Source organism: Pelomonas candidula, from assembly GCF_043555985.1.
GTDB lineage: Bacteria > Pseudomonadota > Gammaproteobacteria > Burkholderiales > Burkholderiaceae_C > Pelomonas > Pelomonas candidula.
In genome coordinates, this window is record NZ_JBIGIC010000015.1 from 17,580 (window position 1) to 34,311 (window position 16,732).

General features: G+C 69.3%; 10 protein-coding genes and 1 tRNA gene. 5 read left to right on the forward strand and 6 right to left on the reverse strand.

Features of this window, described 5'->3' with window-relative positions; translation table 11 throughout:
- The first annotated feature begins 149 nt into the window (after positions 1–149).
- The 4 genes from ACG04R_RS24070 to ACG04R_RS24085 all read left to right on the forward strand — a co-directional run bounded on the left by ACG04R_RS24070 (position 150) and on the right by ACG04R_RS24085 (position 5,775).
- The gene (locus ACG04R_RS24070) at positions 150–1,523 is read left to right on the forward strand and encodes a tetratricopeptide repeat protein (protein WP_394416204.1); all 1,374 of its coding nucleotides are present in this window, start codon (positions 150–152) and stop codon (positions 1,521–1,523) included.
- A gap of 115 nt (positions 1,524–1,638) precedes the next feature.
- Positions 1,639–3,678, forward strand: coding sequence for a type VI secretion system Vgr family protein (locus ACG04R_RS24075; protein WP_394416206.1), 2,040 nt, complete (start codon positions 1,639–1,641; stop codon positions 3,676–3,678).
- Positions 3,679–3,694: 16 nt separating this feature from the next.
- Positions 3,695–5,131 (forward strand): polymorphic toxin type 15 domain-containing protein, encoded by a 1,437-nt coding sequence (locus ACG04R_RS24080; protein WP_394416208.1) that lies wholly within the window; start codon positions 3,695–3,697, stop codon positions 5,129–5,131.
- Positions 5,128–5,775, forward strand: a complete 648-nt coding sequence (locus tag ACG04R_RS24085) for a GAD-like domain-containing protein (RefSeq protein ID WP_394416210.1) — start codon at positions 5,128–5,130, stop codon at positions 5,773–5,775. The genes ACG04R_RS24080 and ACG04R_RS24085 overlap by 4 nt, the downstream gene beginning before the upstream one ends.
- A gap of 507 nt (positions 5,776–6,282) precedes the next feature.
- Here ACG04R_RS24085 and pdeM read toward each other — a convergent pair.
- The 4 genes from pdeM to ACG04R_RS24105 are packed head-to-tail and all read right to left on the reverse strand — an operon-like array spanning position 6,283 to position 12,125.
- Positions 6,283–6,945 (reverse strand): ligase-associated DNA damage response endonuclease PdeM, encoded by a 663-nt coding sequence (gene pdeM, locus ACG04R_RS24090; protein ID WP_394416212.1) that lies wholly within the window; start codon positions 6,943–6,945, stop codon positions 6,283–6,285.
- Positions 6,942–9,458 carry a ligase-associated DNA damage response DEXH box helicase gene (locus ACG04R_RS24095; protein WP_394416214.1) on the reverse strand — a complete coding sequence of 839 codons (2,517 nt, stop codon included), beginning with the start codon at positions 9,456–9,458 and terminating at the stop codon, positions 6,942–6,944. The genes pdeM and ACG04R_RS24095 overlap by 4 nt, the downstream gene beginning before the upstream one ends.
- Positions 9,430–11,100 (reverse strand): ATP-dependent DNA ligase, encoded by a 1,671-nt coding sequence (locus tag ACG04R_RS24100; RefSeq protein WP_394416216.1) that lies wholly within the window; start codon positions 11,098–11,100, stop codon positions 9,430–9,432. The genes ACG04R_RS24095 and ACG04R_RS24100 overlap by 29 nt, the downstream gene beginning before the upstream one ends.
- Positions 11,097–12,125 (reverse strand): ligase-associated DNA damage response exonuclease, encoded by a 1,029-nt coding sequence (locus tag ACG04R_RS24105; RefSeq protein ID WP_394416218.1) that lies wholly within the window; start codon positions 12,123–12,125, stop codon positions 11,097–11,099. Before ACG04R_RS24105 ends, ACG04R_RS24100 begins: the two co-directional genes overlap by 4 nt.
- Positions 12,126–12,282: 157 nt before the next feature.
- Between ACG04R_RS24105 and ACG04R_RS24110 the strand changes: the two genes are divergently transcribed.
- Positions 12,283–12,359: transfer RNA gene (locus ACG04R_RS24110), tRNA-Met, on the forward strand.
- A gap of 119 nt (positions 12,360–12,478) precedes the next feature.
- Here ACG04R_RS24110 and ACG04R_RS24115 read toward each other — a convergent pair.
- Positions 12,479–15,181 (reverse strand): alpha-L-rhamnosidase, encoded by a 2,703-nt coding sequence (locus ACG04R_RS24115; RefSeq protein ID WP_394416220.1) that lies wholly within the window; start codon positions 15,179–15,181, stop codon positions 12,479–12,481.
- Positions 15,178–16,719, reverse strand: a complete 1,542-nt coding sequence (locus tag ACG04R_RS24120) for a glycoside hydrolase family 43 protein (protein WP_394416222.1) — start codon at positions 16,717–16,719, stop codon at positions 15,178–15,180. Before ACG04R_RS24120 ends, ACG04R_RS24115 begins: the two co-directional genes overlap by 4 nt.
- Positions 16,720–16,732 lie beyond the last annotated feature (13 nt).

Consider the following 16,732-nt stretch of genomic DNA (forward strand, 5'->3'; position numbering starts at 1 on the left):
TGGCTGGCGCAGGTCTGTTGCGGTGTCAGGGGGCTTCATCGAGCCGAAGCTGGCGGCCTGATTGCTGAACCAAGCCACCCGCGTGGTCCGCTCGGTTGCCGCCGCTCCTTCACCTCTATCTGCCAGCGCATGCCGAGACCTTGAAGCCGATGTCCAAGTCCAAATCCCGCCGCCCGGCCATCCCGTCCAATCCGCCGCAGCCTCGCAAGGAAGAACTCACCTACGACGAGGCCCTGCGGTTGGCCATGTCCATGCACCAGGATCGTCGCGTGCTGGCTGCCGAGAAGCTCTATCGCAAGCTGGTCGAGGTGCGCCCCGAGGACCCCAACCCGCTGCACTTCCTGGGCGTGCTGTTGCACCAGGACGGCAAGAGCGAGGAGGCGCTGGCGATGATCGACCGCTCCCTCGAGATGGACCCGGGCGTGGCCTCCTGGCACAACAACCGCGGCAATGTGCTGCTGCTGTTGCAGCGCGCTGACGAGGCGCGTGCCGCCTACGAACGCTGCCGTGAGCTGGAGCCCGCCAACCCGGCCGTGGCCAACAACCTGGCCTGCCTGCTGCGGGCGCTGGGCGAGGTGGACGCGGCGGAGGCGCTGTTCCGCGAGCTGCTCGCGCGTGAGCCGGGTTTTGCCGACGCGCACACCAACTTCGCCAACCTGCTGGTGGACACCCGGCGCATGCAGGAGGCCATGCGGCACTTCGGCACGTCGCTGGAGTTGCGGCCCGACGACCCCAAGGCCAACCGCATGATGGGCCTGATCTTTGCGCACAGCGGCCAGCTCGACAAGGCGGCGCAGGCCTTCGAGCGCTGGATCGCGGCCGAGCCCGACAACCCGCAGCCGCGCCACCACCTGGCCGCCGTGACCGGCAAGAACGCGCCCGAGCGCGCGCCGGACGACTACGTCGCCAAGCTGTTCGACACCTTCTCGCTGAGCTTCGACGAGCGGCTGGCCTTCCTCGAATACCGCGCGCCCAGCCTGGTCGCCGAACTGCTGCAGCGCCTGCAGCCCGAGGCCCGTGGCGACCTGGACGTCCTCGATGCCGGCTGCGGCACGGGGCTGTGCGCGCCCTTCCTCGCACCGTACGCACGCGAGCTGGTCGGCGTGGACCTGTCGGGCGGCATGCTCGACAAGGCCCGCGAGCGCGGCGGCTACGACGAACTCGTGAAGGCCGAACTGGTGGGCTATCTGCAGCAGCAGCCCGGCCGCTTCGACCTCATCGTCAGCGCCGACACGCTGTGCTACTTCGGCCGCATCGACGCGGCGATGGCGGCGGCGGCGCAGGCGCTGCGGCCGGGCGGCCGGTTCCTCTTCACCGTGGAGGCCCTGTCTGGCGACGTTCCCGAGCCGGCCGGTTACCGCCTGCAACTGCACGGCCGTTACGCCCACGAGCGCGCCTACGTTGAAACCTGCCTGGCCGACGCCGGGCTGCAGGTGTCGGTGATCGAGTCCGTCGTGCTGCGCAAGGAGGTCGGCGAACCCGTTTCGGGTTGGCTTGTTGCGGCGCAGAGGCCTGCGTTGTGACTGCCGCTGTCCTCTGCGCGGGGGATAGCGGCCCGGCCCGGTGTGGGACACCATGCCAGGCTTCCGCCGAGCTGTTTTCGTCGTCTAGCATCCACAGCGCTCCCCAGGATAGCCCATGACCCCGCCCCCATTCACCCTCAACACCCCGCTCGGCGAGACGCTGCTGTTCCAGTCGCTCAACGCCACCGAAGAGCTGGGCCGTCTGTTCGAGTTCAACGTGCTCGCGCTGGCGGAGGCCAAGACCGACGTCGACCTGGAGAAGCTGCTGGGCAAGAACGCCCACGTCAGCATCCAGCTCGACGACAACACGAAGCGCCACCTGCACGGCGTCATCGCCACCGCGGGCCTGGACGGCGCCAGCGGCGGCTATGCTGCCTACCGCCTCACGCTGCGGCCCTGGCTGTGGCTGGCCACGCTGCGGGCCGACACGCGCATCTTCCAGAACATCCAGATCGACGCCCTCATCAAGAAGGTGCTGCAGCCCTACGGCGGCGACATCGAGTTCAACCTGCAGGGCAGCTACCCCACCTTCGAGTACTGCGTGCAGTACCGCGAGTCGGACTTCAACTTCGTCAGCCGGCTGATGGAGCAGGAAGGCCTGTACTACTACTTCAAGCACTCGGACAGCAAACACACGCTGGTCGTCGTCGACAAGATGAGCGCCCACCAGCCCTTCCCGGACTACGACAAGTTCAAGTTCCGCCAGGGCCTGGGCGAGGGCCAGCACGTGGGCGTCGTCAGCGACTGGCGCCACCACTTCGAACTGCAGTCCGCCAAGACCACGCTCAACGACTACAACTACCTCACGCCCGGCACGGCACTGTTGAAGGACAGCACGTCGATGCACAACGGCGCGCCGGCCACGCTGGAGGTGTACGACCCGCCGGGCGAGTATCTGACCGTGGCCGAAGGCCAGCGCTACGCCAAGTTGCGCATGGAGGAGGCCGACGCACGCTACGCCGCCGTCACCGCCAAGACCAACCTGCGCGGCGTGGCTACCGGCTGCACCTTCTCGCTGACCGACCACCCGCGCGACGCCGAGAACGCCAAGTACCTCATCGTCAGCACGCGCATCGACGTCGTCTACAGCGGCTACGAGGCCGGCCAGAAGGACTCGCACTTCAGCTGCAGCTTCTCGGCCATGAGTGCCAACGACGTCTTCCGCAGCCAGCGCCTCACGCCCAAGCCCCACATCGGCGGCACGCAGTCCGCCGTCGTCGTCGGCCCGTCCGGTGAGGAGATCTACACCGACGAGCATGGCCGCATCAAGGTGCAGTTCCACTGGGACCGCCTCGGCAAGAAGGACGAGAACAGCTCCTGCTGGCTGCGCGTGGCCACGCCCGTGGCCGGCAAGGCCTGGGGCATGATCGCGCTGCCACGCATCGGCCAGGAGGTGGTGGTGCAGTTCGTCGAAGGCGACCCGGACCGGCCGCTGGTGCTGGGCAGCGTCTATAACGCCGAGCAGATCCCGCCCTACCTGCTGCCGGACCACGCCACGGTCTCCACCTTCCGCTCGCGCTCCAGCAAGCAGGGCGTGGCCGCCAATTTCAACGAACTGGCGTTCGAGGACAAGAAGGGCGAGGAATACATCCGGCTGCACGCCGAGAAGGACCTGCTGGAACTGGTCAAGAACGACGCCCACCTGGAAGTGGGCAACGACCAGTACCGCATGGTGGCCAAGAACCTCACCGAGGAGATCGGCGAGAACGTGGCGCGCACCATCGGCAAGAGCTTCACCGACACCATCGCCGAGAACGTCCAGCTCACCATCGGCCAGGACACCAGCGTGGACATCGGCGGCAAGCACGGCGTGAAGACCGGTGCGGACGCCAGCTACGCCAGTGGTGCGTCCATCTCCGTGGAATCCAGCGCCGGCATGGATATCAAGGTCGGCGCCAACCTGCACATCAAGGCCGGCGCCAACGTCGTCATCGAAGCCGGTGCGACGCTCACGCTCAAGGGCGCCATGATCAACATCGAGGGCAGCGGCCCGGTCAGCATCACCGGCGCGATGGTGAAGGTCAACTCGGGCGGCGGCGGTGGTGGCGGCAGTGCCAGCCCCAAGAGTCCGGACAAGCCCGAGAAGGCCAAGAAGCCCGAGGAACTGCCGAAGTTCAAGAAGAAGGTCGCTGACGACCTGGGCAAGAAGCGCTGAGGCGGGAGAAACCGCCTTGGCCAACTACCGCATTCCCGGTCCGCTCGACGCCAGTCGAGGCAATCACGACGTGCTTGACGGCACCGGCCAGCGCAGGGCCGGCGTCACGCCCGGCATCATCAATGGGCCGACCCCGGGCAATACCAGTGCCTGGGACATGCTCGTCAAGAACTATGAGCGCGCCGAAGCTGTCTATGACGCGGTGCAAATTGGGCAGATGCGTGCCGGCGCGGCCATCCTGCGCGAGACCGGGCATGCGCTGGAGGAACTCGTCAAGGGATTGATTCCCGGGCTGCTCACGATGATGGTGGTGCTCGTCGCCACGACCGTCATTGGAGGGGCCATCGGTGGGGTTATCGGCTTCTTCTTCGGTGGCGTCGGTGCGGCACCGGGGGCGGTCATCGGGGCCGACCTTGGCGTTTCGGCAGGCGTCACCATCCTTACCTGGCTGGGCCTGGGTTTCCTGGTCGTTGGTATTGCCCAGGGCTTCGGCGAATTGATCGGCGCATTGAGCCACGCCACCACGCGGGCCTGGAATGCACCCGACAGTCCGAGAACCCGTTCTGAGGTCGAAGCGGCCGGTGACGAATACGCCTATGCGATTGCGCTGCTCTTCAAGCTCATCCTGATGGCCATCGTGGCGCGGCTGACGTTGGGCCCGGCAAAGGCGTCGACGCAAGAGACGCTGGCGCTGCTGCGCAAGAGCAAATTAGGCGAAGGGTTTGCAGAGTGGGTGGCGAAGAACCAGGAGTCGCTTCTCAAGAACCCGAAGCTGCGTCCCAAGCCGAAGGCTGCGCAGAGCGAGGCGCCGGTAGAGCCGTCGAAGTCTCCGAGTCAGGTCAACAAGGAAAAGAAGCAGGCAGAGCGAGCCGAGGCCGCGAAGCGCCTCAAGGAGCACGAAGTTCCGTGCTTCCACCCCTTTGACAAAGCCAAGTTCAAGAAGATGAGTGCGGCTGAGCAGAAGGAGTATCTGCAGGAGTATGCGAAGCAGTTGCGCGGGCAACAGGATGCGCTTAACTCCATGACGGCCAACGAATACAAGGCCGCGCGAGACGCCTACGAGGCAGTCGGTCGCAATCCGGTGGCCGACGCGGCTCAGGAAGAGTTGCGAAAGAACGTTTCTGCCAACATCAGGAAGAGCATCTTCGACAGTTTGCGCAGCAGCGGTATGAGCGCGGCAGACGCCAGGACCGCGTCGGTCAGCAAGGCAGCAGAGGTGATGGACAAACTGGCCGCACTGCATGAGCCCGACATGGTCGCAGGTGGTTGGTTCGATCCTGACCCAACCAAGATGGGACGGACGGACGTCAACTCGTCAATCGGTGGCGGCTGGAATCAGGCTTCGCGGCTCAAGGGCATGGATGCCATGGTCGATGAGGCGATCAAGAATGGGCAGGGTGCCGACAAGCTCAATGTCAAGCTGGAGCCCTGCCGCGGAAAAGGATTGAGATGAGAGACGAAGACTTTTCATTGTTCATCGAGGAGTTCGGCGAGCCGGACCGCAGCGAGCCGGTGCCGGACACAGCATTCGAGCGCTGGGCTGACAAGCTTCCGGCTCAGTTGTTGAATTACTGGCGCCAGGAGGGGTGGTGCAGTTACGGACAAGGACTGTTGTGGACAGTCAACCCGGATGATTATGAAGATCTGGTCGACGAGTGGTTGGCCGACACGCCGCTCGAGCAGGTGGATGCTTTCCACGTTTTCGCGCGCTCTGCCTTTGGCGATCTGTATTTGTGTGGCGAAAAGTCCGGATCTAGTGCGACGTTATGTTGCTCGATCAATGCGATCACAGCGGTTCCCAAGGAGCTGAAACCCAAAGATGTGGCACGCCGGGACAGTTCCATTTGCTCCTTCTTCGCTGCCAGCTTCATTGCTGATTACGATCGAAGCGACCTTTCAAAGAAGCCGTTGTTCAAACGCGCCTGCGCCAAGCTCGGTGTATTGGCGGCGGACGAGATGTACGGCTTCGAGCCAGCGCTTGTCTTGGGTGGAAAGCCAGTTCTGGAAAATCTGCGAAAAGTCAAACTGGATCAGCATCTGACGATGTTGCGGCAGTTCGGTGCGCCCAAGCTGCCGTTTGCAAAGTTGGACTTCTGACAGCGCCCTGAGTATTCAAATCGTTTGGGACTGGTGGGCAAATCGTGGTCGCCCATGCGACACGTCACCGAAATCGTTTTGATCTTCAACAGCCTGCTCGGCAAGCATGGGCAAGTTCTTTGAACGCTTTCTCGAGGGTTTCAGGCCGGGAACGGCGCGCCGAGAGGTTCCGTCGCGGTCCTGAAGAAGTTCCGAGGAGCACTGCCTGACACGCTGCTTGACCATTTTCTGTGGGGGACCCGCAGGGACAGTCCTTGAAGGTTGGTCCGGCTTATGGCGGGTTCTTCCCCTCGTTCGACGCTGAGAAGTTCGAGCGTCGTGGGCCTGACACGTCTCTCCAACTGCTCCTCGCGAGTGCATCGCGGGCCACCTACGATCTGGAAGACGACCAGTCTCTCGTTGAGCTCGCGCTGGCTCGACTTGGGCCGTTGGATCACGACACTTTGTATGGTTTCGTACCTGACAGTTCTTTGCCGACGTGAGGCAGTCCGTCAAGAGCTGAGCGACTCAGCGTCCCGACAGTAACCAGTGCAGGCCGCCGTCGCCCAGCATGGCGACATCGGCACCGTCTCTCGCCAATTCGCTGCGTCGCAATGTCAGCGCGCCCGTCAACCCGCCAAACGCCGGCAGCACCAGCGCGTGCGGGTAGCGGACGAAGCAGGGCCGGCGCAGGCGGTCGCCGGCGCGGCTGCGCAGCGAGATGGCGGGATGCCAGTGGCCCGCGAGCGTGAAGCCGGGCATGCCCGCGGGTGGCGGTTCGTGGGCGGCGGTCAGCGGGCCTAACGACAGCTCGCTGCTGACCACCTTCAACGGCAGACCCTCCGGATGAATCCGCCGGTCGTGGTTGCCGAGCACCAGCACGGTCGGGATGCGTTCGGCGAACGTCGTCACCGCGTTCAGCAGCGAAGGCGTCAGCCCCTGGGCGCCGTGCCAGAAGTCGCCGAGCACAACGAGCTGCGACGCGTCGTGAGCCGCGACGAGCGCTTCCAGTTGAGCCAGCGTCTGCGCACTGCTGCCCGCTGGCACCGGCTGCCCTTGCGCACGGAATGCCGCGCCCTTGCCCAGGTGCAGGTCGGCGGCGAACAAGGTCCGCGTGGCGGGCCACCAGACGGCGCCGCTCGGCAGCAGCCACAGCGTTTCGCCGGCCGCTTCGACACGCAGGCCGTTCATCGCCGCCTCCGGCGCGTCCGGTGCGATGCGGGCTTGTCCTGCACGTCGCCGAACGCGAGGCGCGAGCCCACGTCCACAGCGGGCGCATCGCCGCCGGCCGCTGCCTCCAGCTCCGCCAGCATGCGTGCCAGCCGCTGCGCCAGCGACTCGGTCGACACCCGCTCGCGCAGCCGTTCGATCAGCAGCGGGAAGGCCAGCGGTGTGGGCCGCGCGGGCTGCCGGAGGTCGAGCGTCTGCGCCGCCATGCGTGCCAGCGCGCGCCCCAGCGCATCGACATCCAGCTCCGCCGATAGCAGCTCGGCCTCGGCTTGCCGCAGCAGCCGGTTGTCCGGGTCGTGCTCGCGGAACACGTCGAAGTACAGCGATGCGGACGCCTGCAGCTGCCGCTGGCTGCGCACCTCGCCGGGGTGGCTATGGAAGATCAGCCCGGCGATGCGCGCGATCTCGCGGAAGCGCCGCCGCGCCAGCTCGCTGGCGTTCAGGCTGGCCAGCACCTCCTCGCGCAGCGTCGCGCGGTCCACCGGCGCGAGCAGTGCGCGCAACTGGGCGGCCCAGTCAATGGGCGTGGCGCTCAGCAGCTCCAGTCCATAGTCGGTGATGGCCATCGTGAACGTGGCCGGCGTGTCGCGCCCCGCACGCCAGGCCAGCAGCGACGCCAGGCCCAGGTGCACGGTGCGGCCGGCGAAGGGGAACAGGAACAGATGCCGGCCTTCGTTCGAGTCCAGCACCTCGGCCAGCAGCCGCTGCGCGCCGGGCAGGGCGGACCACTCGGCCTGCAACGTCAGCAGCGGCGCGACGAAGCGCATCTCGGCATCGCTGAAGCGGCCCTGTGCGGCCTCGTCGAAGCGCTCCAGCATCGCGCCGGCCAGCGTGTCGGAGATCGGCAACTGCCCGCCGCCCCAGCGCGGCAGCAGCGCCTGGCCCGCCTTGGCGGTGCGCACATAGGCGGTCAGCCCCTCCACGCGCACCAGCTCCAGCGCGCGGCCGCCGAGCAGGAAGACATCGCCCGCGCGCAGCCGCGCGATGAAGCTCTCCTCCACGGTGGCGATGCGTCCGCCGGTCAGGAACTGCACGCTCATGACCGCGTCCGACACGATGGTGCCGATGTTGCTGCGGTGGCGCCGCGCGAGGCGCGCATCGGGCACGCGCCAGACACCTTCGTCGTCGGGCACGACGCGCTGGAAGTCCGGGTAGGCGCGCAGGCTCTCGCCGCCGTGGCGCACGAAGGCCAGCGCCCACTGCCAGGCCTCGTCGCTCAGCTGGCGGTAGCTCGGCGCACTACGCACCTCGGCCAGCAGCTCGTCGGGCCGGAAGCCGCCGCCCAGCGCGACGGTGACGAGGTGCTGCACCAGCACGTCCAGCGGCGCGTCCGGCGGGCGGCGTGGCTCGATGTGGCCGGCCTGCACGGCGGCGCGCAGCGCCGAGGCTTCGACGATCTCCAGGCTGTGCGTCGGCACCAGCGTCACGCGTGAGCGCCGGCCCGGCGCGTGGCCGCTGCGGCCGGCGCGCTGCAGCAGCCGCGCCACGCCCTTGGCCGAGCCGATCTGCAGCACCTGCTCGACGGGCAGGAAGTCCACGCCCAGGTCCAGGCTGGCGGTGCAGACCACGCACTTGAGCTGACCCGCCTTCATCGCCGCCTCCACCCAGCGGCGCGCCTCCGCGTCCACCGAGCCGTGGTGCAGCGCGATCAGCCCGGCCCAGTCCGGCCGCGCCTCCAGCAGGGCCTGGAACCAGCGTTCGCACTGCGAGCGCGTGTTGGTGAACACCAGCGTGCTGGCCGCGGCGTCGATGTGCTTCACGACCGCGGGCAGCATCGTCAGCCCCATGTGCCCGCCCCACGCGAAGCGCTCGATGCGCGCGGGCAACAGCGTGTCGATGAGGATCTTCTTGTCCTGCGCGCCGCGCACGATGACGGCGCCGGGCGCCAGCGTCTCGGCGGCCTCGTCCAGGTTGGCCAGCGTGGCGGACAGGCCCCAGGTCATCAACGCCGGGTTCCAGCGCCGTAGCCGGGCGAGCGCGAGCTGCAGCTGCACGCCGCGCTTGCTGCCCAGCAGCTCGTGCCATTCGTCGACGACGACAAGGCGCACGCGCTTGAGCACCTCCGGCGCGTCGGCGCGCGACAGCATCAGGCTCAGCGACTCGGGCGTCGTCACGAGCGCCGTGGGCCAGCGGCGCTGCTGCGCGGCGCGCTCGCTGGTCGACGTGTCGCCGGTGCGCGCGGCCAGCGTCCAGTGCGGCGCGAGCGTGGCGGCGGCGTCCTGCAGCGCCAGCAGCGTGTCCTGGCTCAGCGCGCGCATCGGCGTGACCCACAGCACCGTCAGCGGCACCTCGGTGTCGGCCAGCGTCTGCAGCGCGCCGAGCCAGACGGCCAGCGTCTTGCCCGAGCCGGTCGTCGCGTGCAGCAGGCCCGAGTGGCCCCGGGCCATCTCGCGCCAGACCCCGCGCTGGAACGGGAAGGCCTTCCAGCCGCGCGCGGCCAGCCACTCAGTCGTCGGCGCCGTCATCGTCGCCATGCGGGGCGGCCTCCATCAATGCGCGCAGCGTGGCCAGTGTGTCGGCCTCGTGCAGCGGCTTGTCGTCGCGGATGCGCAGCATGCGCGGGAAGCGCACGGCGATGCCGCTCTTGTGCCGCGTGCTGGCCTGGATGCCCTCGAAGCCCAGCTCGAACACCAGCGTCGGCCGCACGCGACGCACCGGGCCGAACTTCTCGACGGTGGTCTTGCGGATCTCACGGTCCACGCGCTGGATCTCTGCGTCGGTCAGGCCCGAGTAGGCCTTGGCGAAGGGCACCAGCGTCAGCTCGCCATTGGTCGCGTCGAGTGCGGCTTCGGCCTCCGCGGCGTCGCGCGGCGCACGGTTCCAGACGGCGAAGCTGTAGTCCGTGTACAGGTTGGCGCGGCGGCCGTGGCCGGCCTGGGCGTAGACGAGCACGGCGTCCACGCTCAGCGGCGCCACCTTCCACTTCCACCACGCACCCGCCGTGCGGCCGATGCCGTAGGCCGACTCGCGGTGCTTCAGCATCAGGCCCTCGACGCGGCGCTCGCGCGAGCCCTCGCGAGCGGCCGCGAGGCCGGGCCAGTCGGCGGCGTCAACCAGTGGCGAGGTCGCGATGCGCAACTGCTCCAGCCGCGCTCGGCGCGCGTGCAGCGGCTCCTGCCGGCGATCCTCGCCCTCGCTCTCCAGCAGGTCGTAGGCCAGTAGCCGCACCGGCGCTTCGGCGAGGATGGCTTTCGACAACTTCGTGCGGCCGATGCGCTTTTGCAGCAGCGCGAAAGGTGCGGGCCGGTCCTCGCCGTGGCGCCAGGCCAGCAGCTCGCCGTCGACGACGGTGCCGTCGGGCCAGGTGCTGGCTTCCAGCTGCACCTCCGGGAAGCGCTCGGTCACCAGTTCCTCGCCGCGCGACCAGATCCACACCTGGCCGTCGCGCTTGACGACCTGCGCGCGGATGCCGTCGTACTTCCACTCGGCCAGCCAGTCGCCGCGCTCACCCAGCGTCGCGGGCTCGGCCTGCAGCGGGTGCGCGAGGAAGAACGGGTAGGGCTGGCCGCCGCGCGCGCCGGTCGTGTCGTCGGCCAGCAGCGCCTGGAAGCGCTCGGCCGTCGGCGGCGTGTCGATCTGCGTGTAGCCCATCATGCGTTGCGCGATGCCGGCCGCGTCCGCGCCTGACCACTCGGCCAGCGCGCGCTGCACCAGCAGCTTGCTGACGCCCACACGAAAACTGCCGCCCACCAGCTTCACGAACATGAAGCGCTCGTCCGCCGACAGACCGCGCCATGCTGCCAGCACGGCCTCGCGTCGTGCGGCGGCGTCCGCCTGGCGCAGTGGCAGGATGCGGCGCTCCATCCAGTCGGCCAGTGGCGCATCGATGCGGTCGACCGGGTCGGGCAGCACGTAGGCGATGGCCTCGGCCAGGTCGCCCGTGGCGGCGTAGCCGGCCTCGAACAGCCACTCCGGCAGCCCCGCCGCCTCGCAGGCCAGCGCGCGCAGCTCGCCCGTCGGCACCGCGCGGCGCGGCGTGCCGCCAGCCAGCAGGTAGACGGCCCAGGCAGCGTCGCTCGGCGGTGCGTCGGCCAGGTAGCGCTTCAGCGCGGCCACCTTCGCGAGCGTGGACGTGCTGGCATCCAGCGCCAGGTAGAGCGCGACGAAGCCTTTCACTCCGCCGCCTCCACGCCGTGCGTCTCGTCGCCGTACTCGGTGGCGAAGGCCTCGGCCTGCAGGCCCAGTTCGGTCAGGTAGCGCACCAGCGCGCCCTCGTCGCCGTGCGTGACGATGACGCGCTGCGCCTCGGTGGCGCGGATGGCCGACAGCAGGCCGGGCCAGTCCGCGTGGTCGCTGAACACGAAGCCGCGGTCCACGCCACGCCGTCGGCGCGCGCCGCGCAGCCGCATCCAGCCGCTCGCGAAGGCGTCGCTGTGCGGGCCGAGCGCCTTGGCCCAGCGGCTGCCCTGCACGGCCGGCGGCGCGATGACGAGGGCGCCGCGTAGCGCCTTGAAGTTCGTCTCGGGCGTGACGCTCTCGACGTCGGGCAGTGCGATGCCGGCCGCGCGGTAGGCCGCGTTCAGCGGCGCGATGGCGCCGTGCACGAGCACCGGGCCTGGTGCGTCTGCCGTCGCCAGCCCGGCGACGAGGCGCTGCGCCTTGCCGAGGCTGTAGCCCATCAGCAGCGCGTGCTTGCCCTGGCTCGCGCAGTCGGCCCACCAGGTGCGCATGTCGGCGAGCACCTCGGTCTGTGGCGCCCAGCGGTAGATGGGCAGGCCGAAGGTGCTTTCGGTGACGAACACGTCGCAGCGCACCGGCTCGAACGGCGCGCAGGTCGTGTTGCAGTCGCCCGCGCCGCTGACGAAGTAGTCGCCCGCGACGACCCACACCTCGCCGCGATGCTCGATGCGCACCTGTGCCGAGCCGAGCACATGGCCGGCCGGATGCAGGCTCAAGCTGACGTCGCCGAGGCGGCGCGTCTCGCCGTAGGCCAGCCCCTCCAGCGAGGCACCGTCGCCCAGCCGGGCGCGCATCAGCCCGAGGCCGTCGTGGTGGGCGAGGTAGGCGCCATGGCCCGCGCGGCAGTGGTCGGCATGCGCGTGCGTGATGACGGCAAGGTCCACCGGCCGCCAGGGATCGATGTAGAAACCGCCGCGTTCGCAGTACAGCCCCTGCGGCCGGCGCGTGACGAGATCGGGCATGGGGCGCGAGTGTGCCCAAGCTGCGCGAGGCGTGCGTGGCGTCGGGAACTGCCGTCTCTGCCACGGCGGTCCGGCAGGCTTGATGAGCGGCTTTTGTCGCCAGGTCTTCAAAGATTTGCGCGGACTTTAAAAACCCGTGTATACTGCTAGCTTCAGTCGCGGGGTGGAGCAGTCTGGTAGCTCGTTGGGCTCATAACCCAAAGGTCGTCGGTTCAAATCCGGCCCCCGCAACCAAATACGGAAACCCGCTGAGTCGCAAGCTCAGCGGGTTTTTTCGTTTCTGGAGTCCGTCGAGGTGAGTCCGGTCGGGGCCAGCGTGCGGCTGGAGGCCAGCACGCTGGGGGCTCCGGCATTCACAGGCGCGGCGAGAACCGCTGTTTGCCGGCCTGGATGGCCGTCGCAGCATGGCCCGGTAGTTCGACGGTTCCTGTCACGCCTTCAGGCAGCGCGATCTCGAACCAGGGCTGGCCTTGCGCGTCGCGGCCCCAGGCGGTGGCGATGACGCCGTGGTCGGTCTGCAGGCAGCAGCGGCCGTCGCCCAGCCGCGGGTCCAGCAGCGGGCGGCAGCGCACGGTCTTGAAGCCCGGGGCCACGCTCGCGAGGCCGGCCACGCGGCGGTACAGGAAGCCCGTCACCGAGCCCAGCGCGTAGTGGTTGAACGAGTTCATCGCCACGTCGCCGGTGTCGCCGTTCCAGCGTTCCCAGATCGTCGTCGCGCCGCGCTCGACCATATAGCCCCAGCTCGGGTACTCGGTGCGCAGCAGCAGGTCCACGGCCAGCGCGGGGTGGCCGTGGTCGGCCAGCACGTCGAGGCTGAACGGCGTGCCGAGGAAACCGGTCGTCAGCAGCGTGCCGCGTTCGCGGATGTTGGCGGCGAGGCGGTCGGCGGCGGCCATCTGCAGATCCTTCGGCACGAGGCCGAAGGCCAGCGCGAGGATGTAGCTCGTGTGGCTGCCGTTGCCGACATGCCCGTCTGGCCGCACGAAGTGCTCGCGGAAGGCGCGTACGACGCGCTCGTGCCAGCCGGCGAAGTGCGCCCCGCGCTGCGTGCGGCTGGTGGCTTCGGCCATCTGCACCATCATGCCCAGCATGCGCGCCCAGCAGGCGGTGGCACTGAGCAGTTTGGGCGTCGTGGCCTCCATCAGGTTCTTCGCGTCGAGTGACAGCCAGTCCCCGAAGTCCACGTCGCGCCGCCGCGCCCACAGGCCGTCGGGGTTGACGTCGGCGATCCAGGCCATCCAGCGTTCCATCGATTCCCAGTGCTCGTCGATGCCCGCGGTCTCGCCGTAGTGCTGCCAGACGGTGTGCGGCAGCACCACGCCGGCATCGCTCCAGCCGTGCGCACCGTAGGCTGGCAGCGCGGGCGGGTTGGTGTCGGCGTAGGCGCCGTCGGCGCGCTGGCTGGCGCGCAGGTCGGCCAGGAAGCGGCGCGTGAAGCCGCGCACGTCCATGTTGAACGCGGCCGTGGGCCAGAACACCTGCGCGTCGCCGGTCCAGCCCAGGCGCTCGTCGCGCTGCGGGCAGTCGGTCGGCATGCCGACGAAGTTGCTGCGCTGGCTCCACAGCGTGTTGTGCCACAGGCCCTGCACGATGGGCTGAGTGCTCTGGAGGTCGCCCGTGACGCCGAGGTCGCTGTGCACGACGACGCCGTCGATGTCTCCGGCGCGCAGCTCGCCCGGCCAGCCCGACACCTGCACGTGGCGGAAGCCGTGGTACGTGAAGCGCGGCTCCCAGGTCTCGCCGTTGGCGTCACCGCGCAGCGTGTAGCGGTCCGTGCACTGGGCCGCTCGCAGGTTGCGCATGTCGACCTGGCCGTCGTCCGCCAGGATCTCGGCATGCCGCAGCGTGACGGTGCGGCCGGCCTCGCCGCGCACGCGGATGCGGCACCAGCCTGCGAAGTTCTGGCCAAAGTCGACGACGTGGTCGCCGTTGGCGAGGCGCCGGATGCTGCGCGGTTGGAGCGTCAGCGTCGCGCGGATCGGCGGGCTCTCCTGCGGCATCAGCGCGCAGGGCGGCGTCGGCGCGGTATGGACGGCGTCCCAGCCGGAGGCGTCGAAGCCCGGCGCATCCCAGCCGGCGGGCTCCAGCCGCGCGTCGTGAGTCTCGCCGTGATAGATCTCGGCGAACAGCGTCGGTGCCGGCGCGGCCTGCCAGTCGCGGTCGGTCGTGACGACATGCGTGTTGCCGTCGGCGAGCGTCAGCGTGAGCCGCGCCCACAGCCGGCGCGGCGCGGCGCCGAAGGGGTAGCGGCCGCGGCCGATGGCCTCGCTGGCGTAGAAGCCGTCGGCCACCGTCACGCCCAGCACGTTCTCGCCGGCACGCAGCATGTCGGTCACGTCGTAGCTTTGCAGCAGCAGGCGCACGCGGAAGTCGCTGTTCTCCGGCGTCAGCAGCGCGTCGCCGACGCGCCGGCCGTTCAGCCGCGCCTCGTAGCCGCCCAAGGCGGTGATCTCCAGCGTGGCCGAGCGCAGCTGCGCGTCGAGGTCGAAGCGGCGGCGCATCAGCCGACCGGCCTGCGCCGGCGTGGGCAGCCAGTCGATGGGCTCGGCGGGCAGCAGCGCTGGCAGCCAGACGGCGGCATCCAGCGGCGCGTCGCTCTCGTGCCAGCCCGGCTCGGCACCCGTGCGGATGCGCCAGTCGGCCGCGCGCGGCGCGAGGAAAAAGTCGCCAGAGCGCAGCAGCGCGCCGACGCCGCCCTGGCGCGGCTCCTGGATGAAGGGATGGAAGGTGCGCACGGCCACGGCCAGCCGGTGCGTGCCGGCGGCGAGGTCGCCGAGGTCCAGGTCCTGCAGCTCGCGGCCGGCCATGCCGTCCTTGGACGCGTGCAGCAGCCGTCCGTCCAGCCACACGCCCGGCAGGCCCTTCTGCGCGGCCAGCGTCAGCCGCGTGGCGGACAGTGGGCGGTCCAGCGTGAAGGTCCACAGGCACTGGCGCAGCTCGCCGTCGGCGGGGCCGTCGTCCCAGGCCCAGTGCCAGCCGGCGGCGCGCTCGGCACGGGCGGCGGCGTCCTCGGCGGCCAGCCACAGGGGAGCGGTGGTTTGCGGGGTGTTGCTCATGGTGTCGTGTCTCGATAGTCCAGCCCGCGGAAGCAGGCCGGTGCCGCGCTGTGGCGGCCGTTGCCGGTGGCGTAGAGGCCCAGGTAGACGCCGGTGAAACCGCCCGCCACCTCGGTGGACAGCAGCGCGCATTCGCCGGTGCCGAAGGCCTGTTCGGCCTGGCCGGGGCGCTGGAAGAAGAAGCGGTAGTGCTGCGCGTCAGCGCGCAGGCCCAGCAGCAGCTCGCCGTGCGGCAGCGGCTGCTCGCGCTCGACCTTCCACAGGCTGCCGAGGCGCCGGCGCAGGAAGACGACGCGCTGGCTGTCGCGCCGGCCGACGGCGATCTCGTAGTGGAAGCGCTCGTTCTTGAAGACGGTCAGCCCGGCCTCCTCGCCGTCCGCCGCAGGCTCGAAGTCCAGCAGCGTCGTGACCGTGCAGTCGAAGTGCTGCTGGCGGCGGCCGACGAAGGCCGGTGCGGCAACGTCGTCCAGCGTGTCGGGCTGGCCTTGCAGCGTCAGCCAGCCGGGCCGTGCCTGCAGGCTCCAGCTGCCGGGTTGCGGGTTGCGGAGGTGGTTGAACTCGGGCGGGAGCGTGGTACCGCTGAACGTCGTGCTTGTCGACCGTGCCGCGGGTGGCTGCAGCGGCAGCGTGCCGGCGTCCATCGTCTCGAACACGCGGCCCTGCTGGCCGATGACCGGCCAGCCGTCGTCGGTCCACGTCACCGGCGCGAGGAAGGTCTCGCGGCCGAGGTGATGGTGCAGCCCGGCGAAGCGCACCGGCGCCGGGCGGATGCCGAGGAAGACGGCCCACCAGTGGCCATCGGCCGCCTCGACGAGGTCGGCGTGGCCGGTGGCTTGAATGGGACTGTCCAGGCTGCGATGGCTGAGGATGGGGTTGCGCGGGCAGGCCTCGAACGGCCCCATCGGCTGAGCGCTGCGCGCGACCGTGACCATGTGGCCGTACTCCGTGCCGCCCTCGGCGATCAGCAGGTAGTAGAAGCCGCCACGGCGGTAGAGATGCGGCCCCTCGGGCGCCTTGCCGCCGGTGCCGGGCCAGACGAGCCGGCGCGGCGACTTCAGCGCGCCGGTGGCGAGGTCGATCTCGGCCTGGTAGATGCCGGCCGGCTCGTCGCCGAGGAAGCCGCCGTTGCCGCTGATGTAGACGCGCCCGTCCGCGTCCTCGAACAGCGAGGGGTCGATGCCGGGCCAGTCCAGCCACAGCGGTTCGGACCAGCTGCCTTCGGCACGGTCGGCCGAGACGATGAAATTGCTGAACTTGTTGAGGTTGGTCGTGACCAGATGGAAGCGCCCGCCGATGTGGCGCAGCGTCGGCGCGAAGATGCCCAGCGAGCTCTTGCAACCGTGCAGGTCGAGCTGGCTGTCGCGCGTCAGCGCGTGACCGATGGCTCGCCAATTGACGAGGTCGCGGCTGTGAAACAGCGGCACGCCGGGGAAGAACTCGAACGAGCTGCAGGCCAGGTAGTAGTCGTCGCCGACGCGGCAGACGCTGGGGTCGGCATGCGAGCCCGGGATGACGGGGTTGCGGTACTGCGCGCTCATAGTCGGGCTCGGG